This is a genomic window from Treponema sp. (assembly GCF_045641405.1).
Classification (GTDB): Bacteria; Spirochaetota; Spirochaetia; order Treponematales; family Treponemataceae; genus Treponema_D.
Genome location: NZ_JAZUGX010000056.1, coordinates 14,514 through 35,169, shown reverse-complemented (window position 1 = coordinate 35,169; position 20,656 = coordinate 14,514). Strand labels below are relative to the sequence as shown.

Sequence of the window (20,656 nt, the reverse complement as noted above, 5' to 3'; positions counted from 1 at the left end):
TGTCGCATCTGGCGCATCAACCAATGAAGTGGATCTGGCCGATGTTCTTCCCACACTTCCTTCCGCAAAGGCCGATGATTATGTGCTTCTCGTCAGTGTAAAGTCATACAACAATGTCATCCTGAAGCTGAACAATGATGATGAAGCTGAAGATGATGCAGCGGCCATTACCATCTACATGAAGCGTGAAGCCAATGTTGAAGCTGAACGCGATACTCGCGCAAGAAAGACTGTGGTTTCCGTTGATCAGATGTATGCCGCAGCACTTTCCAACACCAGCAAGGTTGTTCTTGCCAGAATCAAAGCATAAGGGGAAATAAACCATGATACTGACTGCTGCTGAATTGAAAACATTCATCACAACAGATGAAACTGATGCGATGATCACGGCCCGTCTGAAGGCTGTTGAATTAATGATCCGTGCGATCACAAACAACAATTTCCAGGCAAGGGCATTCAGGGCAGTTGCTGTCGCATTAGCCGATGGCAAACAATTGCTGGTCAATTCTAATCCTTTCAAGCAGGGCGATACAATCCAAATAAGTGAATCTGATCTGAATACAGGTCTTTACACTGTGACTGCCGTTTCAAGCGGATCAGTCACAGTGTCTGAAGATCTGAATGATGAATCAGGTGTGTTGCTTACCAAGGTTGTTTATCCTGATGATGTCAAAATGGGTGTTGTTAACCTGATCAAATGGGATCTTGAAAAGCGCGACAAAGTTGGAATTGCTTCAGAAACCATTTCCAGGCATTCTGTGACATATGTCAACATGGATGGGGATAATACTACAGGCGGATATCCGAAGGCCCTTATGGGGTTTTTAAGGCCTTATATGAAGGCCAGATTCGGAAGGGGCATCTGAATGAAAGGCATAGGTGGAAATTTAACAGCAAAGATTCAGGTCAGATCCGCAACCAAAAACGAAATTGGCGAACAGGTGAAGACTTGGACAGACATCCAGAATGTGAAAGGATTCCTGGATCTGTCAGGTGGTGAATCAAAATACACATCATATGACAGCAAAATCCAGGAATCCACACATGTCTGGATCATGGATTATGTGGCCCTGAATGCCAGCATCAACACAGAAAATTCCAGGATGGTTATCAACAATCAGTATTATGATATTGTGCTGATTGATAATCCGATGGAACTGAATGCTCAGATTGAAATATATCTGAAGTACACAGGCGGCCAGTGATATGGAAGTTAAGTTTGAAGACTATTCGTCTGAAGTAATCGGCGCAATCAATTCCGCAGTTGAATCCTGGTTATACGAAGCAGGCGAACTGATCAAAGGCGCAGCAGCGGACAATTCCAGGGTTGCAGAAGGCGAACTTCGCGGATCCTGGGATTACAAAGTGGATCTGGGCAACCAGGAAACAAAGATTGGAAGTCCGCTGGAAAATGCGGTCTGGGAAGAATTCGGCACTGGAGAATTTGCCACAAAAGGCAATGGGCGCAAAGGATACTGGGTTTTTGTTAAAGGCGGATCTGGTGGATCTTCAGGAACTGGTGGATCTGGTAAATCATACACACTGGCAGAAGCAAAAAGGGCAATGGCAATATTGCGTGAAAAGGGCCTGGAAGCATACTACACCAAAGGCAAACATCCGAATCCTGCGCTGCAAACTGCTGTTGATACAAACATCAGTAAACTTAAAGACAGGTTGAAAAGCATCTTGGAAGGGGTGTTATCATGACATCTAATGGATATAAGGCAATTGCGGACAGTATGTCTGCCCTGGGCCTAAATTACGGCCTGCTGGAATATGTTGCAGATCCGATTGTTTATCCGTACTGGGTTGGATCAAACAGTCCAAGAGAAACAGACAGTGAAGATGGCCTGTCTGAAGACACATTCATGCTGAACGGATTCACCAGATCAACACTGTCTGAGTTACAGGCGGATTCAGAATCAATTGAATCCTATTTCAGCAGAAATGGCAAATTTATAACAGCGGCAGACGGATCCGCTGTTATCATTATTTTTTCTGGATCCCAGATGATTCCCACAGGGGAAGAAGAACTGAAGCGGATCCAGGTCAATCTTATAATCAAAGAATATGGGGTGAAATGAAATGAAAGAAGGCATTAATGGTGTATCTTCTGTAACACCTGCCAACATCCAGTTTGGTGCTGGCACAATTCACAAGGGCCTGACTTACACAACAAGCGGATCCAGCGGATCCTGGAACTTTGCAGCATCCTGTGTTGGTGCAACTTCTGGCGGATCAAAACTGTCGATTGTTCCTGAAGTGACAAAGGTCGAAATTGATGGTGCTAATGTTGCAACCAAGGGCCTGGAAGTAAAAACTGGCGAAACTGCAACAATGCAGATCAACTTCATTGAACTGAATACCAGTCTGATTAAGGCCGCCACAATGGGCAAAGATGGCACTTCCGAAGATTCAACAAATTATGATCTTGTGGAATCCAAGGCTTCAATCGAAACAGGCGATTACTGGACAAATATCGCCTTTGTGGGTGTTACCACAGACGGCCGCAAGATCATTGCAATCCTGGAAAATGCCCTTTGCACCAGCGGATTTGAAATCGAAGGCAAGAACAAAGAAGCAGGAATTGTATCCTGCACATTTGAATGCCATGCGGATCCTTCCAGTGACATGGATAAACTGCCCTGGAAGATCTATTATCCGAAGGCATTAACATCTGGCGGATCTGGCGGATCAGGTCAGACAACTTGATAAGTAAAGCGGAATCGCTGATTGTTGCGCGATTCCGCTATTTTATTATTTTTTAAATGAAAGGAAATGCATATGAATTCAAACGAAATGCCCTATGAATTAAGGGCCTTAACAGCAAAAGACATATTCCCAATGCTGAAAATAATTTCAAAGATCGGAATCAATGATATTAAACAGTGCTTTGAAGCCGAATCTGTAATGAATGCAGTAAAAACCAATGCTAAGCCTGCAGCAGTCGGCCTGCCTGTTCTGATGGAAGTTGCCAGGGTTATCATTGATCATCTTCCGAATTGTGAAAATGAAATCTTTGCATTTCTTGCAAACATGTCAGGCATGACAAAGAAAGACATTGCAGATCTTCCGATGGGTGTTTTTGCATCAATGATTGTTGATCTGCTGAAGAAAGAGGAATTCAAGGATTTTTTCGCGGCTGTTGCCAAATTAGCCGATTAAATGACTTCAAATTCTGGGATCTACTGTATCATAGATATTCGGATCCATTGTCATTAATCGATAATATGCTGGCAACATGCAGACTGGAAGAATTCATCATTGAATTCATCGGTATTCTGAACGAAGAAACCGAAGAACAAACACTGTGGGAATACTATTTGCACAAGGTGTTTGACAAATCTTTTCAGGATTTTAAGGAGCAAATCAGCGAAAAGGCAAAAGCTGATTCTGCACCAATGACTGATGAAAAATTAAAGCGCATTGTTGCTGATTCATTTAACATAATCGGTGATTTTGCGCCAATTCCTGAATAATGGGATCAATTGCACCAGGTCTGAAGGCAGATCCTGAGTGATAGCACCAATTGATTCCTTACGGAAGAAGGTGAAGGTATGGATTTAGCTGGCCTGTTTGTTAAGGTCGGTGTGAAAACCGAACAGGCTGCATCAGCTCTGAAAGACTTTACTGAAAAAGCCAGCGAAAACGCGCAAAAAATAGGCGATAAATGGATAACTGCAGGCGATAAAATATCAAAAATAGGCCAAAAACTTATGCCTGTTACACTGGCAATTACAGCTGCTGGTGTTGCTGCAGTTAAATACGCAAGTGATACAGAGGAAGCTCTGAACAAAGTTGAAGTGGCATTTGGCGATTCCGCAGGCACTGTTGAAGACTTCGCATCCACAACCTTAAAGACTTATGGCATAGCAAAAGGAACTGCCCTGGATATGGCTGCGCTTTTTGGCGACATGTCTACATCATTAGGAATCGCACCTGACAAAGCAGCGGAACTGTCAAAATCCTTAGTCGGTCTGGCTGGTGATTTGGCTTCATTCAAAAACATGGACATTGCCAGTGTAACCACAGCACTGAATGGTGTTTTCACTGGTGAAACCGAATCCCTGAAGCGGCTGGGCATTGTCATGACACAGACAAACCTGGATGCATATGCAATGGCCAATGGTTTTAATAAAACCACAGCGGAAATGTCACAGGCTGAATTGGTTATGCTGCGTTATTCTTATGTCATGAGCATGACAACCAATGCCCAGGGTGACTTTGCCAGGACATCAGATGGCACTGCTAACCAGCTGCGCATGGCCCAGGAATCTGTAAAAGAACTGGCTGCTGAATTTGGCGAAATGCTTCTGCCTGCTGTGGCGAAAGTATTAAGCAAAATCAATGAAGGTCTGTCGAAGTTTTCCGCCCTGGATGAATCAACGAAAAAAATCATCGTAACAATTGCAGGATTTGCTGCGGCCCTTGGCCCTTTGCTGATCGGAATCGGTAAAGTCGGCACTGCAATTGGCAATTTGATAAAATACTTTCCTGTCCTGAAGGCCGCACTGACATCCACAGCTGGTGTTGTCGGCCTGCTTGCAACAGCATTTGTTGGCCTTTGGGCTGCCCATAACAACATAATTGATGGCATTGTGGGTGTGGCAGACACATCAGAAGAAGCAGCGGCCAAGATCCAGGAACTGAAGGACAGAATCGCAGAACTGGAAGCAACAGATCCTGCATTCTGGGGCGATATGCAGCAAACAGAATATGACAATCTGCGGATCGCACTGGCTCAGGCCGAAGAACAGTATAACACACTCAAGGCAGCGGAAGATGAAGCTGCTGCAGCCGAAGCGGAATTTGCGGCAGAAATGGGCGATGTTGCAGAATCAGCGGAAGCCAATGTGCAGACACAGATTGATTCCATGACAGCATTGCTGGATAATTTTGTTGCTGCATATGAACAGATGTTTGCCAATGTCAGCGGATGGTTTCAGCCATTCCAGAAAGCATCAACTGATGTAACAACCAGTATTGGCGAAATGATGACTGCTATGCAGTCGCAGATTGATTTTAATAATTCATATGCTGCAAACCTGGAACAGCTCAAGACTTATGGCCTTGGTGGCCTGAGTGAAGCACTGCAGTCTTATGGATCCGATGGTGCAGCATATGCCCAGGCAATTGTTTCCGCAGTCGAAAAGGCTGGTGGTGCAACAACTGAAGGCGGACAGCAAATCATTACATCCTTCGTTGAAATGAATGCGGCAGTTACGGAATCACAGTCAGGCCTGGCAGAGCAATTAACACTGTTATCAGGCGAATTCGACACAGCTGTTGCATCCTGGGCAGAATCAGTTGGCCAGGGAATTGACGAACTGGATAAAAGCGGCGAAGCATTAACTGCAGCGGAAAACACTGCCAATTCTTATATTTCAGGAATTCAGAGTGGCACAGCTGGTGCAGTTTCTGCGGCTAAAAACATGGCATCAAAGGTTGTTTCTGCCCTGAAAGCAAATATCGGCAAAATTGACATTCCTGTTACATGGCACTGGGATGGCGGAAATCCGCCTGGTAAATACGCAACAGGGTTGGATTTTGTGCCATATGATAACATGCCTGCATTGCTGCATAAGGGCGAAACTGTTCTGACATCATCGGAAGCGGCAATCTGGCGCGCTGGTGGAAACAAGTATGATGCCAGTGCAGGCAAAGCCAGAAGCGAATCAGATTCAGGATCCTCTGGTGGCATGACAATCGTGCAGAATATTGCTGCAGTGCCACAAACACCTGTGGAATTCGCTGATGTCACAGCGGCATATTTCGAGCAGATAAGGTGGGCAATATAATGTATAACAATCTTTCCAAATTGTTCCGCTATGTTAACGAAAATGGGGATCAGATAATATTCAATTATTCCGATGGATTCCTGATCAACAAACCGAATGGCATTGACACAGTTTCCATTTCGCTTTCCCAGGCGAATGGCATTAACCAGGTCGGTGCAACAATACAAAGCAAAAACATTCAGCCGCGGCCTGTCACAATTAATGGTTATCTGGTCGGTGAACAGCAAGCCAAAAATAAAGATAGAATCATGTCTGTTATCAGGCCTGATTTGTCTGGCAGATTATACGCAGATGATTATTATCTGGAAGTACATCCTACATCAACACCAGTCATTGAGCCGAAGAAGGAACTGGCAAGGTTTCAGTTTTCACTCCTTGCGCCGTATCCTTACTGGATGAAGGATGACAGTGTGTCACAGGCCCTGTCTGGTGTTGATAAGAAATTCAAATTTCCCTGGAAGATCTGCGCTAATTACAGATTTGGTGCATACATTGAAACTCAGTTTATGAATGTCCAGAATCGCGGCCAGCTTCCTGTGCCGTTTACAGCAACCATGTTTGCGCGTGGGCCTTTGAGCAATCCGAAAATCAGTAATGCGGAAACAGGCCAATTTATTCAGATCAACAAAAACATGGTAACAGGTGAAAGGCTTGTGCTGGAAATAACACATGAACGGACATACTTGACATCATCAGTCGATGGTGACTGCCGTGGCGCACTCAGTCTGAACAGCAACTTGATCCGCCTGGATGTTGGTGACAATGTTCTGAAGACGGAAGCAACTGAAGGCAGAACTTACTTGCAGGTAGATATCAGCTTTGCAACAGAAATCGTAGGTATAACATTATGACAGCATTAGAAATTTATCCTGCGGATTTTGCAACCAGGTATGAATTAACACATGCAATATCAGTCCAGATGTCGATTTATTACAATGATATTGGAAAAATCATAGTTTATGCGCCAGTTAATAATTACAACATCAACGCGCTGAAGGTCAGAAATATAATCTATGATGTGTCCAGGCAGGAAACTTACATCATTGCAAACACAAAAATCGACACAGAAGCAAACCAGATCATTGTTAATGGTTACACAGCAAACTGGATCCTGAACAAGCGATCCATTGCTGTAAAGCGCACAGTTACCACACTGGAATCAGGCATCTATGACTTGATTAATGAAAATATGCGCAACTTGCCCAGGGTGTCCACAGCATCACCTACAGGTTTAACTGAAGCAACTAACAACATATTTTATGGTGGCCAGATCCTGGATGAAATTCTGCCCTTCCTGGATGAAGCAGGCCTGGGGCAGAAAATGATCTGGGATCCTGACAGCTTGTCATGGACATTCCAGATCTATAAAGGCCGCGATTTAACATCAGGGATCCATGCAGTTGTCTTTTCGGAAGAAATGGGAACAGCGAAGGAACTGGTCATTAATGATGATGATTCAATTTTCAAAAATATCGCCTATGTCAAAGGATCCCTGAAGAATGACACAGAATTTGTTGAAGTGGTCGGTGATGTTGCATCTGCTGATGACAGGCGCGAAATCTGGCTGGATACATCCGTTTTCCAGGAATCAGACGAATCGGAATCGGATTGTAGGGCCAGGGCCATTGCGTATGCGCAAATGGAACTTGGCCAGCGGATCCATAGGCAATCATTTGCTGTGTCAATCGACAGCAGCGAACTGGGATCCATTTATAATCTTGGTGACATTGTTTCCTGCGTTTCTGTGCGTTTTGGTGTTTCGTTTAATGCCAGGATAACAGGCATCAAATACGAAATGGACAGCAACAAAATTAAAACTGAAATAATCCTGGGCGATCCTATTCTTACTGCACTGGGGGTTTATAAAATCAATGGCAAGTATTAAAAGTTTTCCGAATAACGCAGACACCTATATTGGAGCGGAAGAAGTCATGAAATGGCTGCATGGCCGCACAAGTGGTGTGTTTGCTGCAGCAGGCAATGCGGCTGTTGCAGCAGTTGCAACACCAACAATGGCAGTAACAGTGTCAGATGGTGTTGGATGGATGTCCGATGGCAATGGTGATGGGGTTGTCTGGTGGAATGACGAAAACACCATCACAGGATCATTGCTGCAGCTGTCAATTGATTCTGCTGATGGTGTTCTGAACAGAATTGACAGAATCATTGTCGAATGGGCCACAACAAACTATGTTGATTATCCTGAAATTAAAGTTTTAAAGGGTACACCTGGATCTACAGCTGTTGTTCCTGCGCTGACAAACAACAGCAGCAAGCGACAGATATCCTTAGCTAAGATTAATGTTGCAGCTGGAACAACTGCCATTCAGCCTTCAATGATTACGGATGAAAGACTGGATCCGTCTGTTTGTGGCTTGGTCACAGAATCATTGACTGTTGACACCACAACTATGCAAGCACAATTCCAGGCATTTTTAACTGCAATAGAGGAAGAACTGAATCAGCTTAATGCAGGAACTGCATTTGAATTCAAAAGACTACAGTTTACAAACACATCTGTGGCAAAATCTGCATTTCTTTCGGATTCAACCTATGAAGATTTTCCGTATAAAGCGCAGATTCCGCTGACAGGTGTTTTGGCGACAATGACACCTGAAGTTGTCTTCGGTCTGGCAGATGCGGTGTCAGGAATCTATGCGCCGATTGCGGAAGCCTATGCAGGTGGCATATCAATATGGGCATCAGATGTGCCTGAATCCGAAACTATAACGATTCCCACAATCATTTTATGGAAGGCAGTGAATTAAATGGCAATTGGAAGAACAAATGTTGGTGGTGGTGGGGGCAGCAGATATAGCCTTCTTACACTCACAACAAGTGAAACAAGTCTTGTTGGTGCATCTGTTACAATAACTGCAATCGGTGAAGGTGCTGAAACGGAAACCTACACCAAAGTTTTTACATCTGCAAGGAGCATTGAATTCAAGTTGAAACAGCTAACAACTTATTCAATCGTTTGCGATTCAACATTAAGGCAAATAGATGTGCCGTATTATGCAGATTACACAGTGGAAATCGTCAAATGGAATGGTGTTGTTTTTGATAATGGTGATGAATATGCTGATGTAACTGGTGGATGGGAGAATAACAATGCTACAACATTTGAAGTAAGGGAATATCTTCGTGTTGTGCGTGGCAGCATTGGGGCAGATTACGGCACAGGTAGAACTGCATGGCCAATTGATCTAACCAATTGGAATTATCTCAATCTTGATGGATATTATGATGCTACTACATCTTCGGCTGGCGGTAGTTTTGGTTATGGCACTGCTTCAGAAATGACAGAAGTGCAAACATTCGGAAGAGGCAGAGCCACGCATACAATTGATATAAGCGCAGTAACAGGATGGCATTACATACATGTCGGAAATCAAGCAGGAGCGAATCCAACCAGAGCATATAAGGTTTGGTTGTCAAAAGAAAGGCCATAAAATGAACGAATTACATTTTAAAGTTAATCAAAACATTGTCGAGCAGATTGTTCAGCAGCGGACAGCGAATTTGCAAAATCAGCTGGATCAGGCACAGACAGATCTTGAAGATGCCAATGCCCAGGTCACGGATTTGCAAATGGCACTGTGCGATGTTTTTGAAATGATTTCTGGAATGATATGAATATAGAGGTGAAAATCATGGCAAAGATTTATGCTGATCTTATCAGAAAAGGAAAGAAGACGATTGAAGATGTGCCTGAAGCAATCAGGGAAGAAGTCCAGAGGATCCTGGATGAAGATAATTAAACTATTTTTTGAAATTTTGAAAGGGGTGTGTGATATGGCTGTTGTTTATGCTACATTAATCGTTAAGGGGAAAAAGACTTTTGCCCAGGTTCCTGCTTCACTTAAAGAGGAAGTCAGGCAGATCCTGATCGATTTGGAATGTGAAGATCTTATAATTGAATAAGAAAGGCGCAAAACATGGAGTGGTCAACTGTTATTGTTGGTATTTTTACTGCAGCATGCGCCTTAATCGGCACTTATATCAGCAACTCAAAAACGCAGGCAATCATGGGATACAGAATCGAACAGCTTGAGAAGAAAGTTGATAAACACAACAATGTTGTTGAACGAACTTATAAGCTGGAAAAGGATCTGTCCACAGCTTTCGTTAAGATTGATGATCTTCGTGCGGATCTCAATAAAATAGAAAATAATCGGTAATTGAAGAAGGGAAGGCTGCGGCCTTCCCTTCTTTTTTGTTTCCTGATATAATAATAAACAATAATGAAACAGGCCTGACTGGCATCATAGACATTACATACTGATGTTTTGTTGATGATACCAGTCAAACCAAAGAACAATGCAGCTGTAGAAATATGGCTGCATTTTTTTATTTCAAGAAGACTTCCAGGATTGGTGTTCCGTCTTCCACAGTCATTTCAATCCTGTCGATGAAGGATTTCAGGAAGATGTTGACTGCCTGAACATCTGTATCATAATTGTCGATCAGATCCAGGGCCTGATGCAGTGTGCGGATCTTTTCCGTTGTATTAGGCAGCATGTCAATGCATGTGTTGATGTTATCAATCTCATTGTTTATGGCCTGGATCCTTTCGGCAATGATCTGCTTTCTTTGAATAAATTCTTCCTTTGAATAAATCCCATCTTCAAAGTAATCGAAAAGTTTACTGCTTTTTTCAATCTGCTTCTGCATTTCCGCTTCCAGGGCATTCAGATTGGCCCTGAAGGCCGTTTTCTGTTGATCATAATCAGTTTTCACACTGATTTCAAAATCGCTTATATAGCACTTTAATGCCGTTTTAAGGGCATCCAAAACATCAGGCATACTTATCCTGGGGGAACTGCATAAGTTTGATTGTGCATGCCTTAATTTGATCGTGGTGGATTCCTTTCCAATCCATTTGGCAGCCATGTAATGTTTTCCACACTTAGGGCATACAACCAGGCCTGAAAGCGGATTCAACATCACTGTGTCCAGCTTGGCAGGCGGATGGATTCCAAACTTAGCCTGGGCCTTTTTATATTGTTCCTGGGTAATGATCGCCTTATGTTTGCCATCATACACTTGCCTTTCTGCTGGGATTCGTTTCTTGACGATCTTGCCAGTGTCAGGATCATATTCTTTGACAGTTTTCCGCTGATTCCAGACAACCTTCCCAGTGTAGGTTTCATTCTGCAGGATCCTGCAGACAGATGTCTTACACCATTCATCCTTTCCCATGCGCGTGGGAATTCCCATTACAGTAAGTTGCCTGACGATCTGGGAAATGTTCATGTTTTCTTCTGTCCAGCAGTCAAAAATCATATGAACAATTGCAGATTCCTGGTCATTTATCTTCAGAATTCGGTCTTTTTTTGACAGTCTTTCGACAGAATATCCATATGGAATCCTGCTTCCGATATAGTTTCCTTCAGAAACCGAAGATGTTTTTCCTGCCGCAAGCCGTCTTGTGATGGTTTTGTATTCCCTTCTGGACATAAAAAGGCCGAATTCAAAGTATTCCTGATCATAATCATCGTTTGGATCATAGATTTTCATCGGTGTTATGATCTTTGTGTTTCCATACTGGAATGCATTTGATACTTCGCCTTGATCCTTAGTGTTACCACGCGCAAGTCTTTCAACTTCGACAACAAGAACACCTGCGTATTTCTTCAGGTAAAGATCATTCAGCAATCTTTGCATTTCTGGCCTTTCGCTGATGGATTCGCCAGAAACAATTTCCTGGTAAACAACAATCTGATCCGATTGTATGCCATGCTTTTCGGCCAGGTTGTAAAGGATCGCTTTATGCCTGGCCAGGGTTTCACCTTCGCCCAGTGCTTCAGCTTCCAGATCTGCCCTGGATTTGCGTAAATACAGCGCGTATTTGCGATTTTCAAGGGTGCTGGTATCTTGTATATCCTTTGATGGTATCGCTTCAATTTGGGCCATTTACACCATTCCTTTTAATGTATTTTATGATCATATATCCTGCGAAACTTATGGCTGCAACAACCAGGATGATAATCACAATTCCGATTAATGATATTGTATCCTGAAAATATCCCACATCTGGTGTTTTAATATCCTTAACAAGATAAGCAACCAGGGCGAACACCATAAGCATAACGAAGGATCCGAGTGTCAGCATTCTTTTACTATTGGCTTCAATCCTGGCTTCCAATTTGTCAATCTGTTTTTCTTTGTAGGATTCCATTTTTTCGGCATGAGCCAGATCCTTCTTCAGATCCGCAATTTCCGTTTCCAGGTTGCGGATCCGCTCCTGATCTGCGCCAGATCCTGATTCGGATATATCAAAAATCCCATCCACAGAAACATCCAGGTGCTTACATATGCTGACAACATTGAAGAAGTCAGGTTTTTTTGAATCGCCTGCAAAGAATCGTTTAATTGTGTCCAAGGGGATCCCTGTGTCATCCGAAATTGACTGGTATGTTTTGCCCTGGATCTTCTTTGCCAGGATCAGGGAAGGTAAAAATCTATCAATGTTAGGCCGTAATTGGTCAAGTATGGTCGGATTAATAGCAGATTTCACTTTATTTTTCCTTTATTTCATATCAAAGTGCAAATTTTGCACCAATTATGCGCAGATTTTCAACCAATATCTGCAGTTTTATATATCGACAGCAGGAAAAAATAATGATACATTCCGCACTGTCAGCAACAAAAGCATGGGTGTCAACATGATTTGCTGATCTGCCTGGGATGCGGCAACATCCTGGGCAGTTTTCCAATAAACATAGTAACTGATAACAAGAAAGGAATGAAAAACCATGACAGCATACGAAGATCTTATGAATATCATTGATCATCTGAATGAAGATCAAATCAACTATGTCATAATCCTTCTTAAAAAACTGTTTGGAATCATTCTTTGACTAAGCTGTGAATAAAATTCCTGACAATCTTCTGCGTTTTGTTGTCCAGGGAATAATATTCCCTGATAGATTGCATAAGATCCTGATCCATAAGGATTGAAGCATGAAATTCCGCCATATCTTCTGTGGGGTTTTCCCAATCATCGGATATCAATTCATGCGCAGGTATTTCCAGAATGTCAGACAATTTCTTCAGGTTGCTTCTTTTAATATTAACCACGCGGCCATTTTCCCATTTTGCTATTGCAGATTTTTGTACACCTAACATGTTTCCCAATTCTTCTTGCGTCAGATTCTTCTGAATCCTTGCATTTCTGATCTTGTCACCAATGTTCAATGTATCACTTCCTTTCCTGGTGATGGTGTCTTAATAATAAACTAAAGTTTCCTTGAATTCAATAAATATTTATAAACCATATAGAAAAGTATTGACAGCATAAACATGAAGGCATATAATGTCAGTGTCTGAATAAGACATTTGACTTATTTTTTTATCACAATGGTGTCTGAAATAGACACAGGGTTTTGATTAATGAAAGGAAATGCAAAAATGAAAAGACTTTATGGTGAAGACTTAATTGCGGATCTGAATCGTCAGATCGACAACCTTCAGAATGCTATCAAGAACAGGTATGAAAGAATTGATCAGGGCATGACTGACATGGATGACTGCTTCGTAAGTCAGCATTTGGAAGATCGCGGCATTGCACTTTGTAAGCAGAAAATCAGTCTGATCCAGGCAGGCGGCACAGATTGGTTTGCTGAGTATGCCACATTAGACGGCATCCTGGTGAAAGCTAAATGGGTTGCCAGTAAATATCACCACGGCACAACAGTGCTTCGTGCGGAAATGCCTGACGGATCCGTTGTGTGGACATCCGCAACAACAGCAAAGGGCCTGGCTGCGAAGGGCCTGAAACGGGTTTCATGCCTCAGGCCTGCCTGGTTTGAATTCAGATCAAACGGAAGCGGCCTTTGCGGTGCAATGACTGGCAACTATGTCATTGTTCCTTCTGATTTTAACTATGCCACAGGCGAAGATGCTTCCGAAGATCCGCTGGAAATCGCAGATATCTAATATTAACAAAAAAGCCGAAACACCTGGCAACAGGTGTCCGCAGGAAATGGCCCTTCCTGCGCTGATGATGGCAGGCCAATAAATATGGTTTTGATGAAAGGAAAGAAAAATGAAAGTTACAAGTAAAAATGATGCGTGGAAGTTTGCAAATCTTTTTGCACAGGAAAATCAATTTGTATGGTCACAGTGGCCGAATAGGGAAAAAAGCAAAGAAGCAGGTTATGAAATTTACGATTCTGAAAGCGGCAATAACTGGTTGTCAGATCTGGGGAACAGGTTGGAAGTGAATCTGGAAAATGGGAAAACCATCAGCATCTGGATTGAGCCAGAAGGCCACATTGAAGTTGATTTGACTGCCTGGAAAAGCAAACAGATTAAGCACTTCGACAGCTTAGAATCCTGCATTGAAGAAATGCGATTCTGGTGGGCAAGTGGTAAGGATTTCAGCCTGGAAGAAACACTTCTCAAGAAGGCGAAATACCTGATTGAATTTTGTGAACATGGTGAAGCTGTTGAATTCGCATACAGTGGTCTTCTGATCAAGCTGATTAATATCAAATATGATAATTATGATCGCATGATGAACAGGGTATTCCCTAATATTGCAGAAATCTGACATTAACAAAGGCCAGGCCTGGGGCATCATACCAGGCCAGAAAGGACAAAAAATGATTGAATATGTATATGTGGTTAACATTGTGGCAGGATCCGTGAAGTATGACTTTTGCACATTCGACACAGAAAAGGAAGCAGAAACCTTTTGCGCAGAACACAATTGGGTATGGATGGATGACAATGCATTTGTCTGGGATTTAGAAATTACTGCCAAGCAGAAGAAAAGCCGCAGTGAATCAGATCCTTATCCCAAAAAGATGACACATGACGAATGGAAAGCGGCCTATGAAGAAAATACCAGGAAATTCCTGAATGATGAAATATCCTTCAGTGAATGGTCTGCGAAAAGGGCCATGTTGGTAGAACAGTTGGATTCGATTCTGTTTGATCATGATCTGGATGACAAGATTGGCATCTATCTGGATGAAAAAGCAAGACAGGAAGGTGATGGCGAATGAAGGCAATTTTTGTTGGCGGAAGATTTGATGGCCTGGTATGTGACATTGAAGCCATGAAAGGCAAAAGCAATGGCAAACTGTCATTTGATTATTCGGCACTCAGGAAACAGGGCGCATGTGTTCCAAGGGCAGAACTTGACAATCAACCTTTGTTTGATGGATATCTTTCACCAATGTGGGATGGTGGTATGCTGCGTTACGAAACGCAGGAAGTTTATGACTTGATGTTTGATTGATCACTTAACAATCCAGGGCCTTCTGGCCCTGATCTAATGCAGCCAAGGCCTGTTGCAAGCCAGGATGAAATGCAGAGCAGATCAAAGAAAAGGAAGTGGTGTTTATTGATTGTTGCTGTACCAATGGAACTACAGACACCTGAAAGGAGTAACAATGTGGTTTGACGGAATAAGACAACCTAATACGATTTATGTCGCATCAGTGAGCAGGGGCAAAGATAGCACTGCAATGCTTCGTGCCATTCAACTTATGGGATGGCCGCTCGATGCTATCGTAAGCGTGGATATTTGGTTTGATGAGGAAACACCTGCAGAACTTCCGCCGATGGTGGCATTTAAGGACAGGTGGGATGCCAAATGTCTTGATGTTTTTGGTATGCCAGTTACAAGACTTTGCGCCACACAGAAGAACGGCGAAAAGAAAACATATTGCGATGTGTTTTACAAAGAGGTAACTCCCAAGAGAGAGAGAGAAAGCGTGGCGAGAAGGTTATCCGAAACTTGGCGACAGCAAGATCGAGGGATTCCCGCTCCAAGGGCGATCTTGGTGCAATGGCGAACTCAAACGAGCCGCTATTTACGGTTTTCCAACAAGAAAAGGGCCGTGGTGCAATGGATATCTCAAGACAGGAGTGATTGAAAATGTTTTTAAGGATGTTCAGAACGAGGGGCAGAAAATAAATATCGTTCACTACATTGGAATCGCCGCTGATGAGCCAGAACGCATAAAGCGGCACATTATCAAGGATGATAAAATCATGCCACTTGTGCAAATTGATTGGGATGAAGACTTGTGCGGGCTTGAAGCTCAATATTTAGATATGCTGTCGCCAACATATAATGGCGCGACAAGAGATGGTTGCTTTTTCTGCCATAATCAAGGTGTCGGTCAGCTCCGCAATTTACGGCACAACTTCCCTGAACTATGGGAAAAACTGCTGAAATTGGACAATGATTCACCTATCACATTTCATGTAGACGGACACACAGTCCACGATTTTGATCGCCGCTTTGCCCTTGAGGATGAAGGATTGATAGATCCGCAAGCGCATTTCAGGTGGGCAATGCTCGATGATGATTTGAACTACTCACTATTTACAGACAATGGGTGAAATATTAATGAAAGGTGGTGAATATATGGACAGCAAGAAATTCAGATCTTTGATGGTGCTTAATGGTGATACCAATGACAGTCTTGCGGATTATCTTGGAATTACAGCGGCATCTGTCAGCAAGAAAATCAATGAAAACGGCAGCGAATTCAAACAGCATGAAATTGCAAGGATTAAGCTAAGGTACAAAATGACAGCAGAACAGGTTGATTCTATTTTTTTTAACTGGTAAGTGTCTAATTTAGACACAGAAAGGAAGGGATCATATGAATTCCCTGGAAATCGATACAGGCAGGGCAATTGTCAGGATTCATCCTGGCAGCATGTCTGAGAAGGAAAGAACGGATGCGCTGGAAAAGGCCCTGGCTGAATTCTTTCAGCGAATCCATAAGAAATAAGAAAGGAAAAACAAAAATGTCAAGTAAAGCAAATCATGTCAAGCGCAGTCACAGAAGCAATTACAAGGCAAGGATGTTCAGCGGATCCAGGCAGTCGGTGATTAAACCGAGCATAAAAAAGAATGGATTCCTGCAGATGATCCGTAAGATCAGGAAGTTTTTGAATGCCAGGGGTGATGCCAATGATTCCTGACAACCTGGATCTCATGGAAAGAATTCTGAAGCAGAAGGAAGCTGCCCTGGCAAGACTGCCAGTGTGCAGCGAATGCGGTGAACATATTCAGGATGAATATGCCTATTACATCAACGCGGAATGGATCTGTGCAGACTGCATGGAATCATTCAGGCGCGAAATCTATGAAGAATAAACTGAAATGAAAGGATACAAAAATGAACTTATTTGAAATCGATAAAGCAATTCTTGAAACAATCGATCAGGAAACAGGCGAGATCATCAACCTGGAATTGCTGGCAGCACTGCAGATTGAACGGAATCAGAAAATTGAAAATGTTGCCTGCTGGATCAAAAACCTGCAGGCGGAAGCAGATGCACTGAAGGCCCAAAAGGAAACCTTTGAAGCGCGGCAGAAGTCCGCAGAAAAGAAGATTGAATCCCTGAAGCAGTATCTGACATCTGCCCTGGCTGGACAGAAATTCAGCACAGAAAAGGTTGCAGTTTCCTTCAGATCTTCCGAAGCAGTTAAGATCCAGGATGAAGGCCTGATTCCGAAGAAATACATGGTAAAAACAGTAACCATCAAACCTGATAAGAAGGCAATCAAAGACATGCTGAAGGCAGGATCCAAAGTTAAAGGCTGCGAATTAGTCCAGAATCTGAATCCGCAGATCAAGTGAGAAAGGAAGCAAAGATGGATAACTATTTTGCAATGCTCAATGCCATTAATGTTAGTGGCAAAACAGAGAAGAAAAACGGCCTGACATATCTTTCCTGGGCCTGGGCCTGGGGCGAAGTTAAGAAACTTTTCCCTGATGCCACATATACAATTTACGAAAATTCTGATGGTTGGAATTATCACACAGATGGCCGCACATGCTGGGTGAAGACTGGTGTCACAGTGAATGGCATTGAACACATTGAAATGCTGCCTGTAATGGATTTCAGAAACAACAGCATTCCCTTGGATAAGGTCACATCATTTGATGTAAATAAGGCCATTCAGCGCAGCTTAACGAAAGCTGTTGCGCGGCATGGCCTGGGCCTTTACATCTATGCAGGCGAAGATCTTCCTGAAGAAGAAGGCGAAGCTGTCCAGGAAGACACCAAAAAGGCGGCCAAGAAACCTGAAACCAAGAAGGCAGCTAAGCAGGATCCGAAGAAGGAAGAAGTTTTCTGCGAAGAATGCGATCAGGCGATCATTCCGATTAAATCAAAAGATGGCAGAACACTGGATGTTAATGCACTTGTTCAGCTGTCACAGCGCAAGTATGGCAGAAAATTGTGCGCAGAATGCATGAAAAAGCTGGAAAATGAACAGAAAGGAAAGGGAAAGAATGCTTAATTCAATCAACATTGTTGGCAGATTAGTTAAGGATCCTGAACACAGACAGTCAACAGGTGGTGTCGATTTTACAAAGTTTGTTGTTGCTGTCGAAAGAAACAGATCCACACAGGGCGAAAGGTTGACAGATTATTTTGACTGCATATCCTGGCGCAGCACTGCTGATTTTGTCAGCAAGTATTTCCAGAAGGGATCCTGGATCGCAGTCAGCGGATCAATGGAATCCAGGGTTTATGAAAACAAAGATGGTTTGAAACAGCGCGTGTGGGAAATCCAGGTTTCGGATGTCAGCTTTGCTGGCGGCAGATCATCAGGCAATTCGGATTCATCTGCAGCACCTGCAGGCTATGAAGAAATGCCTGAAGATGATGGTGATCTGCCGTTCTGATCCGAAAGGCGGAAAGCAATGATTAATGGAAACGGATTTGCAGGATCCAGGCGGAAATATGGCAACCACAAAGTTGAAATTGATGGTTTTATTTTCGATTCCAAAAGGGAAGCGGTTAGATGGCAGCAGCTGAAACTTTTAGAAAGGGCAGGCCAGATTTCGGCCCTGAAACGGCAAGTGAAATTTGATCTGCTGCCTTCCCAGAAAAATGAATTCGGTAAAACCGAAAGGGCAGTTTCCTACATTGCAGATTTCACCTATTACGATAAGGATGGGCATCTGGTTGTGGAAGACACCAAAGGCTTCAGAACAGATGCCTACATCCTGAAACGGAAACTGATGCTGCACATGTGGAACATAACAATACATGAGATCTGAAAGGAAATGATATGCGCAAATTACAGGCCATTTTAATTGTTACTTTAGCCTGCATGGTCATGATTATGGTCAGTGCCAGGAAGCAGCATGATGACAAGATCCTGATGGAACAGATCATCCAGGAACAGATCGCGGCCCAGGTAACACCTGAGCCAATCAACATGGTGGAATATTACAGACATGTGAAGGTTGAACATCCTGGTGTGCATCCGAGAAAATTAGAAGGCAGCGTGAAGAAAGTTTATGACAGTGCATTCGATTGCATCTATCACTGGGAATATGACTATCATGCGCCTGAAGGGGTGTCCAAATGATAACGATTGAAAGAACAGAAACAGCAGGCTGGGAAGCAGCAATCAGGGGAATGCGAAATCCAATGAATTCCTGGGACAAATCAGACAGTGGTGTTCTGGATGATGACATTGTAATTGGACACAATGATTTGGCACTGATGACTAAGCTGGTGAATTCAGGATCCGACCATTCAAAATTCAAGCGGATGATCATCGTAACAGCAGACATTACTGCTCCGCTGTACTGGTGGAAAGAATTCGACACCTACAAAGTCGGCACTGTCGCCAATTCTTGCAGCACCATGCACAGGATCCATAAGCAGGAATTCACACTGGAAGACTTCAGCACAGAACACTTGACGAAGGATTCCCTGGAAATTTTTCAGTATCAGATATTCTTCTGGCTGAATTACTGCAGGGAAAGATTTCTTGAAACTAATGACAAAACCTGGTGGTGGCAGATGATTCAGATCCTGCCTTCATCATATAACCAAAAGCGGACAGTGCTGATGAATTATGAAGTGCTGTCGAACATTTACCGAGCCAGAAAGGATCACAAGCTGGATGAATGGCATGATTTGTGCAGATGGATATCCAGTTTGCCTTACTCAGATTTGATAACAAGAAAGGAAAACGATAATGACTGAATTAAAGAATATTACAGCAATTGTTATGGCAATCCTGGAAGATAATCCGCAGACAAGAAACAGCGATGAATTTCTGTGGATCCAGGTGCTGAAATACTATGGTGTTCCCACAGACGAAATAAACCTGGAAAAGTTTATGATTACCAGATCCTTGCGCGGATTTCCTTCCCTGGAAACAGTCGGCAGATGCAGGCGAAAGGCCCAGGCGGAACATCCTGAACTCAAGGCAATCGATTCTGTGAAGGAAGGAAGGGCCGAAAATGAAGAAATCTTCAGGGCCTGGGCAGTGTCATGAAGGAAGTCAGAATCAATAAGATCCAGGGAACAGGATTTTACAACCTGTTGATTAATGGCCAGATTGCGGAAAGCAATGTTCCTTTATCTAAAATCATAAAAATATTGGAAACCGAAGAAAGAAAGGAAACAGAAAACCATGATGCCAACAACTAATGCTAAGATGCACAAACAGTGGCCCAGGTGCAAAAATAATCAGGGTGTTGTCTGTGAGCATCAGACAGAATGCGATCACTGCGGATGGAATCCTGATCCGTGCTGTGATGAATTAAGGCAATCCAGAACGGATTGGGTGCTAAAGCACCAGGCAAAGGATGCTGCACATTAGATGTTGCCAGTATTGCGAAGCACCTAAGCGGCATGTTGGTTGCCATGTTGATTGCCCTGAATATCTGGCGGAAAAACAGCGCATGGAAGAACTAAAGCAGAAAATCAAAATCGAAAGATTAAAGCGGCAGATGACTGAAGCATATTTTTCAAAACGCGCTGCAGCAGCAAAGGAAGCTGCAAAGGAAAGGGCAAAGAAATGACACCAGATCAGAACGCAATAATATTAATCATTGCCATTCTGGGATGGA

General features: G+C 43.1%; 40 protein-coding genes and 1 other RNA gene. 38 read left to right on the top strand and 3 right to left on the bottom strand.

All coding sequences use genetic code 11. The features are described 5' to 3' along the window. From ACKI39_RS08865 to ACKI39_RS08785, 17 genes are all read left to right on the top strand, one after another. Positions 1–310: hypothetical protein (locus ACKI39_RS08865; RefSeq protein ID WP_407399694.1), on the top strand; the 310-nt coding region annotated here is incomplete at its 5' end. Between the two features lie 13 nt (positions 311–323). Continuing rightward, a complete protein-coding gene (locus ACKI39_RS08860) occupies positions 324–866 on the top strand; it encodes a hypothetical protein (protein WP_407399692.1) in 543 nt (180 codons plus the stop codon). After that, positions 867–1,205, top strand: a complete 339-nt coding sequence (locus tag ACKI39_RS08855) for a phage head completion protein (protein WP_407399690.1) — start codon at positions 867–869, stop codon at positions 1,203–1,205. It abuts the gene before it with no gap. Position 1,206: 1 nt separating this feature from the next. After that, positions 1,207–1,707, top strand: a complete 501-nt coding sequence (locus ACKI39_RS08850; protein WP_407399688.1) for an HK97 gp10 family phage protein — start codon at positions 1,207–1,209, stop codon at positions 1,705–1,707. Then, positions 1,704–2,084, top strand: a complete 381-nt coding sequence (locus ACKI39_RS08845) for a hypothetical protein (protein WP_407399686.1) — start codon at positions 1,704–1,706, stop codon at positions 2,082–2,084. Before ACKI39_RS08850 ends, ACKI39_RS08845 begins: the two co-directional genes overlap by 4 nt. Before the next feature lies 1 nt (position 2,085). Then, the gene (locus ACKI39_RS08840; RefSeq protein WP_407399684.1) at positions 2,086–2,712 is read left to right on the top strand and encodes a hypothetical protein; all 627 of its coding nucleotides are present in this window, start codon (positions 2,086–2,088) and stop codon (positions 2,710–2,712) included. A gap of 72 nt (positions 2,713–2,784) precedes the next feature. Beyond that, the gene (locus tag ACKI39_RS08835; RefSeq protein WP_407399682.1) at positions 2,785–3,165 is read left to right on the top strand and encodes a hypothetical protein; all 381 of its coding nucleotides are present in this window, start codon (positions 2,785–2,787) and stop codon (positions 3,163–3,165) included. Positions 3,166–3,230: 65 nt separating this feature from the next. Beyond that, on the top strand, positions 3,231–3,479 hold the full coding sequence (locus ACKI39_RS08830) for a hypothetical protein (RefSeq protein WP_407399680.1): 249 nt from the start codon (positions 3,231–3,233) through the stop codon (positions 3,477–3,479). A gap of 78 nt (positions 3,480–3,557) precedes the next feature. Next, positions 3,558–5,798 (top strand): phage tail tape measure protein, encoded by a 2,241-nt coding sequence (locus ACKI39_RS08825; RefSeq protein ID WP_407399678.1) that lies wholly within the window; start codon positions 3,558–3,560, stop codon positions 5,796–5,798. Next, positions 5,798–6,649, top strand: coding sequence for a phage distal tail protein (locus ACKI39_RS08820; RefSeq protein WP_407399676.1), 852 nt, complete (start codon positions 5,798–5,800; stop codon positions 6,647–6,649). Before ACKI39_RS08825 ends, ACKI39_RS08820 begins: the two co-directional genes overlap by 1 nt. Continuing rightward, positions 6,646–7,683, top strand: a complete 1,038-nt coding sequence (locus ACKI39_RS08815; protein WP_407399674.1) for a Gp37-like protein — start codon at positions 6,646–6,648, stop codon at positions 7,681–7,683. Before ACKI39_RS08820 ends, ACKI39_RS08815 begins: the two co-directional genes overlap by 4 nt. Beyond that, on the top strand, positions 7,670–8,566 hold the full coding sequence (locus ACKI39_RS08810) for a hypothetical protein (RefSeq protein WP_407399672.1): 897 nt from the start codon (positions 7,670–7,672) through the stop codon (positions 8,564–8,566). The genes ACKI39_RS08815 and ACKI39_RS08810 overlap by 14 nt, the downstream gene beginning before the upstream one ends. Beyond that, entirely contained in the window at positions 8,567–9,250 is a 684-nt protein-coding gene (locus ACKI39_RS08805) for a hypothetical protein (RefSeq protein ID WP_407399670.1), read from the top strand. 1 nt (position 9,251) lies between these two features. Then, positions 9,252–9,434 (top strand): hypothetical protein, encoded by a 183-nt coding sequence (locus ACKI39_RS08800; protein ID WP_407399668.1) that lies wholly within the window; start codon positions 9,252–9,254, stop codon positions 9,432–9,434. A 17-nt stretch (positions 9,435–9,451) separates the two neighbouring features. After that, entirely contained in the window at positions 9,452–9,559 is a 108-nt protein-coding gene (locus ACKI39_RS08795; protein WP_407399666.1) for a CD1375 family protein, read from the top strand. Further along, positions 9,546–9,722: a CD1375 family protein gene (locus ACKI39_RS08790; protein WP_407399664.1), complete on the top strand. Its 177-nt coding sequence runs from the start codon at positions 9,546–9,548 to the stop codon at positions 9,720–9,722. Before ACKI39_RS08795 ends, ACKI39_RS08790 begins: the two co-directional genes overlap by 14 nt. Before the next feature lie 14 nt (positions 9,723–9,736). Next, positions 9,737–9,979 (top strand): hypothetical protein, encoded by a 243-nt coding sequence (locus ACKI39_RS08785; protein ID WP_407399662.1) that lies wholly within the window; start codon positions 9,737–9,739, stop codon positions 9,977–9,979. Positions 9,980–10,148: 169 nt separating this feature from the next. Here ACKI39_RS08785 and ACKI39_RS08780 read toward each other — a convergent pair whose 3' ends face one another. From ACKI39_RS08780 to ACKI39_RS08770, 3 genes are all read right to left on the bottom strand, one after another. Further along, a complete protein-coding gene (locus tag ACKI39_RS08780) occupies positions 10,149–11,714 on the bottom strand; it encodes a recombinase family protein (RefSeq protein ID WP_407399660.1) in 1,566 nt (521 codons plus the stop codon). Continuing rightward, positions 11,701–12,318, bottom strand: coding sequence for a hypothetical protein (locus ACKI39_RS08775; RefSeq protein ID WP_407399658.1), 618 nt, complete (start codon positions 12,316–12,318; stop codon positions 11,701–11,703). The genes ACKI39_RS08780 and ACKI39_RS08775 overlap by 14 nt, the downstream gene beginning before the upstream one ends. A gap of 332 nt (positions 12,319–12,650) precedes the next feature. After that, the gene (locus ACKI39_RS08770; protein ID WP_407399656.1) at positions 12,651–12,998 is read right to left on the bottom strand and encodes a helix-turn-helix domain-containing protein; all 348 of its coding nucleotides are present in this window, start codon (positions 12,996–12,998) and stop codon (positions 12,651–12,653) included. A 213-nt stretch (positions 12,999–13,211) separates the two neighbouring features. Here ACKI39_RS08770 and ACKI39_RS08765 point away from each other — a divergent pair, with 213 nt between their 5' ends. The 21 genes from ACKI39_RS08765 (at position 13,212) to ACKI39_RS08665 (ending at position 20,608) form a co-directional block, all read left to right on the top strand. Next, positions 13,212–13,739, top strand: coding sequence for a hypothetical protein (locus ACKI39_RS08765; protein WP_407399654.1), 528 nt, complete (start codon positions 13,212–13,214; stop codon positions 13,737–13,739). Positions 13,740–13,751: 12 nt separating this feature from the next. Beyond that, positions 13,752–13,819, top strand: an RNA gene (locus ACKI39_RS08760) — hammerhead ribozyme type II. Positions 13,820–13,848: 29 nt separating this feature from the next. Next, positions 13,849–14,355, top strand: a complete 507-nt coding sequence (locus ACKI39_RS08755; protein ID WP_407399652.1) for a hypothetical protein — start codon at positions 13,849–13,851, stop codon at positions 14,353–14,355. Between the two features lie 52 nt (positions 14,356–14,407). Continuing rightward, a complete protein-coding gene (locus ACKI39_RS08750; RefSeq protein ID WP_407399650.1) occupies positions 14,408–14,812 on the top strand; it encodes a hypothetical protein in 405 nt (134 codons plus the stop codon). Continuing rightward, complete coding sequence (locus ACKI39_RS08745) at positions 14,809–15,048, top strand: hypothetical protein (protein WP_407399648.1); 240 nt, start codon at positions 14,809–14,811, stop codon at positions 15,046–15,048. The genes ACKI39_RS08750 and ACKI39_RS08745 overlap by 4 nt, the downstream gene beginning before the upstream one ends. Positions 15,049–15,202: 154 nt before the next feature. Beyond that, the gene (locus ACKI39_RS08740) at positions 15,203–15,688 is read left to right on the top strand and encodes a hypothetical protein (protein ID WP_407399646.1); all 486 of its coding nucleotides are present in this window, start codon (positions 15,203–15,205) and stop codon (positions 15,686–15,688) included. Continuing rightward, positions 15,681–16,160 (top strand): hypothetical protein, encoded by a 480-nt coding sequence (locus ACKI39_RS08735; protein ID WP_407399644.1) that lies wholly within the window; start codon positions 15,681–15,683, stop codon positions 16,158–16,160. The genes ACKI39_RS08740 and ACKI39_RS08735 overlap by 8 nt, the downstream gene beginning before the upstream one ends. After that, on the top strand, positions 16,153–16,392 hold the full coding sequence (locus ACKI39_RS08730; protein WP_407399642.1) for a hypothetical protein: 240 nt from the start codon (positions 16,153–16,155) through the stop codon (positions 16,390–16,392). The genes ACKI39_RS08735 and ACKI39_RS08730 overlap by 8 nt, the downstream gene beginning before the upstream one ends. A gap of 34 nt (positions 16,393–16,426) precedes the next feature. Beyond that, positions 16,427–16,558: a hypothetical protein gene (locus tag ACKI39_RS08725; RefSeq protein WP_407399640.1), complete on the top strand. Its 132-nt coding sequence runs from the start codon at positions 16,427–16,429 to the stop codon at positions 16,556–16,558. Between the two features lie 16 nt (positions 16,559–16,574). Beyond that, complete coding sequence (locus tag ACKI39_RS08720) at positions 16,575–16,751, top strand: hypothetical protein (RefSeq protein ID WP_407399638.1); 177 nt, start codon at positions 16,575–16,577, stop codon at positions 16,749–16,751. Then, positions 16,723–16,926, top strand: coding sequence for an LIM domain-containing protein (locus ACKI39_RS08715; RefSeq protein WP_407399636.1), 204 nt, complete (start codon positions 16,723–16,725; stop codon positions 16,924–16,926). Before ACKI39_RS08720 ends, ACKI39_RS08715 begins: the two co-directional genes overlap by 29 nt. A 22-nt stretch (positions 16,927–16,948) precedes the next feature. Then, the gene (locus ACKI39_RS08710) at positions 16,949–17,413 is read left to right on the top strand and encodes a siphovirus Gp157 family protein (RefSeq protein ID WP_407399634.1); all 465 of its coding nucleotides are present in this window, start codon (positions 16,949–16,951) and stop codon (positions 17,411–17,413) included. A 14-nt stretch (positions 17,414–17,427) separates the two neighbouring features. Beyond that, a complete protein-coding gene (locus ACKI39_RS08705; protein ID WP_407399632.1) occupies positions 17,428–18,078 on the top strand; it encodes a Sak single strand annealing protein in 651 nt (216 codons plus the stop codon). Beyond that, the gene (locus tag ACKI39_RS08700) at positions 18,071–18,466 is read left to right on the top strand and encodes a single-stranded DNA-binding protein (RefSeq protein ID WP_407399630.1); all 396 of its coding nucleotides are present in this window, start codon (positions 18,071–18,073) and stop codon (positions 18,464–18,466) included. The genes ACKI39_RS08705 and ACKI39_RS08700 overlap by 8 nt, the downstream gene beginning before the upstream one ends. Before the next feature lie 18 nt (positions 18,467–18,484). Next, the gene (locus ACKI39_RS08695; RefSeq protein WP_407399628.1) at positions 18,485–18,844 is read left to right on the top strand and encodes a DUF1064 domain-containing protein; all 360 of its coding nucleotides are present in this window, start codon (positions 18,485–18,487) and stop codon (positions 18,842–18,844) included. Positions 18,845–18,855: 11 nt separating this feature from the next. Next, complete coding sequence (locus ACKI39_RS08690; protein WP_407399626.1) at positions 18,856–19,158, top strand: hypothetical protein; 303 nt, start codon at positions 18,856–18,858, stop codon at positions 19,156–19,158. Beyond that, entirely contained in the window at positions 19,155–19,784 is a 630-nt protein-coding gene (locus ACKI39_RS08685; protein ID WP_407399625.1) for a hypothetical protein, read from the top strand. The genes ACKI39_RS08690 and ACKI39_RS08685 overlap by 4 nt, the downstream gene beginning before the upstream one ends. Next, complete coding sequence (locus tag ACKI39_RS08680; RefSeq protein ID WP_407399623.1) at positions 19,777–20,079, top strand: hypothetical protein; 303 nt, start codon at positions 19,777–19,779, stop codon at positions 20,077–20,079. The genes ACKI39_RS08685 and ACKI39_RS08680 overlap by 8 nt, the downstream gene beginning before the upstream one ends. Then, entirely contained in the window at positions 20,076–20,234 is a 159-nt protein-coding gene (locus tag ACKI39_RS08675) for a hypothetical protein (RefSeq protein ID WP_407399621.1), read from the top strand. The genes ACKI39_RS08680 and ACKI39_RS08675 overlap by 4 nt, the downstream gene beginning before the upstream one ends. After that, positions 20,218–20,406, top strand: a complete 189-nt coding sequence (locus tag ACKI39_RS08670) for a hypothetical protein (RefSeq protein WP_407399619.1) — start codon at positions 20,218–20,220, stop codon at positions 20,404–20,406. Before ACKI39_RS08675 ends, ACKI39_RS08670 begins: the two co-directional genes overlap by 17 nt. Next, positions 20,393–20,608, top strand: coding sequence for a hypothetical protein (locus ACKI39_RS08665; RefSeq protein WP_407399617.1), 216 nt, complete (start codon positions 20,393–20,395; stop codon positions 20,606–20,608). Before ACKI39_RS08670 ends, ACKI39_RS08665 begins: the two co-directional genes overlap by 14 nt. The last annotated feature ends 48 nt before the right edge of the window (positions 20,609–20,656 follow it).

Excerpts from the sequence above, each read along its gene's own strand:
- ACKI39_RS08860 (WP_407399692.1), top strand. The coding sequence starts at position 324 with ATGATACTGACTGCTGCTGAATTGAAAACATTCATCACAACAGATGAA.
- ACKI39_RS08855 (WP_407399690.1), top strand. The coding sequence starts at position 867 with ATGAAAGGCATAGGTGGAAATTTAACAGCAAAGATTCAGGTCAGATCC.
- ACKI39_RS08850 (WP_407399688.1), top strand. The coding sequence starts at position 1,207 with ATGGAAGTTAAGTTTGAAGACTATTCGTCTGAAGTAATCGGCGCAATC.
- ACKI39_RS08845 (WP_407399686.1), top strand. The coding sequence starts at position 1,704 with ATGACATCTAATGGATATAAGGCAATTGCGGACAGTATGTCTGCCCTG.
- ACKI39_RS08840 (WP_407399684.1), top strand. The coding sequence starts at position 2,086 with ATGAAAGAAGGCATTAATGGTGTATCTTCTGTAACACCTGCCAACATC.
- ACKI39_RS08835 (WP_407399682.1), top strand. The coding sequence starts at position 2,785 with ATGAATTCAAACGAAATGCCCTATGAATTAAGGGCCTTAACAGCAAAA.
- ACKI39_RS08830 (WP_407399680.1), top strand. The coding sequence starts at position 3,231 with ATGCTGGCAACATGCAGACTGGAAGAATTCATCATTGAATTCATCGGT.
- ACKI39_RS08825 (WP_407399678.1), top strand. The coding sequence starts at position 3,558 with ATGGATTTAGCTGGCCTGTTTGTTAAGGTCGGTGTGAAAACCGAACAG.
- ACKI39_RS08820 (WP_407399676.1), top strand. The coding sequence starts at position 5,798 with ATGTATAACAATCTTTCCAAATTGTTCCGCTATGTTAACGAAAATGGG.
- ACKI39_RS08815 (WP_407399674.1), top strand. The coding sequence starts at position 6,646 with ATGACAGCATTAGAAATTTATCCTGCGGATTTTGCAACCAGGTATGAA.
- ACKI39_RS08810 (WP_407399672.1), top strand. The coding sequence starts at position 7,670 with ATGGCAAGTATTAAAAGTTTTCCGAATAACGCAGACACCTATATTGGA.
- ACKI39_RS08805 (WP_407399670.1), top strand. The coding sequence starts at position 8,567 with ATGGCAATTGGAAGAACAAATGTTGGTGGTGGTGGGGGCAGCAGATAT.
- ACKI39_RS08800 (WP_407399668.1), top strand. The coding sequence starts at position 9,252 with ATGAACGAATTACATTTTAAAGTTAATCAAAACATTGTCGAGCAGATT.
- ACKI39_RS08795 (WP_407399666.1), top strand. The coding sequence starts at position 9,452 with ATGGCAAAGATTTATGCTGATCTTATCAGAAAAGGAAAGAAGACGATT.
- ACKI39_RS08790 (WP_407399664.1), top strand. The coding sequence starts at position 9,546 with ATGAAGATAATTAAACTATTTTTTGAAATTTTGAAAGGGGTGTGTGAT.
- ACKI39_RS08785 (WP_407399662.1), top strand. The coding sequence starts at position 9,737 with ATGGAGTGGTCAACTGTTATTGTTGGTATTTTTACTGCAGCATGCGCC.
- ACKI39_RS08780 (WP_407399660.1), bottom strand. The coding sequence starts at position 11,714 with ATGGCCCAAATTGAAGCGATACCATCAAAGGATATACAAGATACCAGC.
- ACKI39_RS08765 (WP_407399654.1), top strand. The coding sequence starts at position 13,212 with ATGAAAAGACTTTATGGTGAAGACTTAATTGCGGATCTGAATCGTCAG.
- ACKI39_RS08755 (WP_407399652.1), top strand. The coding sequence starts at position 13,849 with ATGAAAGTTACAAGTAAAAATGATGCGTGGAAGTTTGCAAATCTTTTT.
- ACKI39_RS08750 (WP_407399650.1), top strand. The coding sequence starts at position 14,408 with ATGATTGAATATGTATATGTGGTTAACATTGTGGCAGGATCCGTGAAG.
- ACKI39_RS08745 (WP_407399648.1), top strand. The coding sequence starts at position 14,809 with ATGAAGGCAATTTTTGTTGGCGGAAGATTTGATGGCCTGGTATGTGAC.
- ACKI39_RS08740 (WP_407399646.1), top strand. The coding sequence starts at position 15,203 with ATGTGGTTTGACGGAATAAGACAACCTAATACGATTTATGTCGCATCA.
- ACKI39_RS08730 (WP_407399642.1), top strand. The coding sequence starts at position 16,153 with ATGGGTGAAATATTAATGAAAGGTGGTGAATATATGGACAGCAAGAAA.
- ACKI39_RS08725 (WP_407399640.1), top strand. The coding sequence starts at position 16,427 with ATGAATTCCCTGGAAATCGATACAGGCAGGGCAATTGTCAGGATTCAT.
- ACKI39_RS08720 (WP_407399638.1), top strand. The coding sequence starts at position 16,575 with ATGTCAAGTAAAGCAAATCATGTCAAGCGCAGTCACAGAAGCAATTAC.
- ACKI39_RS08715 (WP_407399636.1), top strand. The coding sequence starts at position 16,723 with ATGCCAGGGGTGATGCCAATGATTCCTGACAACCTGGATCTCATGGAA.
- ACKI39_RS08710 (WP_407399634.1), top strand. The coding sequence starts at position 16,949 with ATGAACTTATTTGAAATCGATAAAGCAATTCTTGAAACAATCGATCAG.
- ACKI39_RS08705 (WP_407399632.1), top strand. The coding sequence starts at position 17,428 with ATGGATAACTATTTTGCAATGCTCAATGCCATTAATGTTAGTGGCAAA.
- ACKI39_RS08700 (WP_407399630.1), top strand. The coding sequence starts at position 18,071 with ATGCTTAATTCAATCAACATTGTTGGCAGATTAGTTAAGGATCCTGAA.
- ACKI39_RS08695 (WP_407399628.1), top strand. The coding sequence starts at position 18,485 with ATGATTAATGGAAACGGATTTGCAGGATCCAGGCGGAAATATGGCAAC.
- ACKI39_RS08690 (WP_407399626.1), top strand. The coding sequence starts at position 18,856 with ATGCGCAAATTACAGGCCATTTTAATTGTTACTTTAGCCTGCATGGTC.
- ACKI39_RS08685 (WP_407399625.1), top strand. The coding sequence starts at position 19,155 with ATGATAACGATTGAAAGAACAGAAACAGCAGGCTGGGAAGCAGCAATC.
- ACKI39_RS08680 (WP_407399623.1), top strand. The coding sequence starts at position 19,777 with ATGACTGAATTAAAGAATATTACAGCAATTGTTATGGCAATCCTGGAA.
- ACKI39_RS08675 (WP_407399621.1), top strand. The coding sequence starts at position 20,076 with ATGAAGGAAGTCAGAATCAATAAGATCCAGGGAACAGGATTTTACAAC.
- ACKI39_RS08670 (WP_407399619.1), top strand. The coding sequence starts at position 20,218 with ATGATGCCAACAACTAATGCTAAGATGCACAAACAGTGGCCCAGGTGC.
- ACKI39_RS08665 (WP_407399617.1), top strand. The coding sequence starts at position 20,393 with ATGCTGCACATTAGATGTTGCCAGTATTGCGAAGCACCTAAGCGGCAT.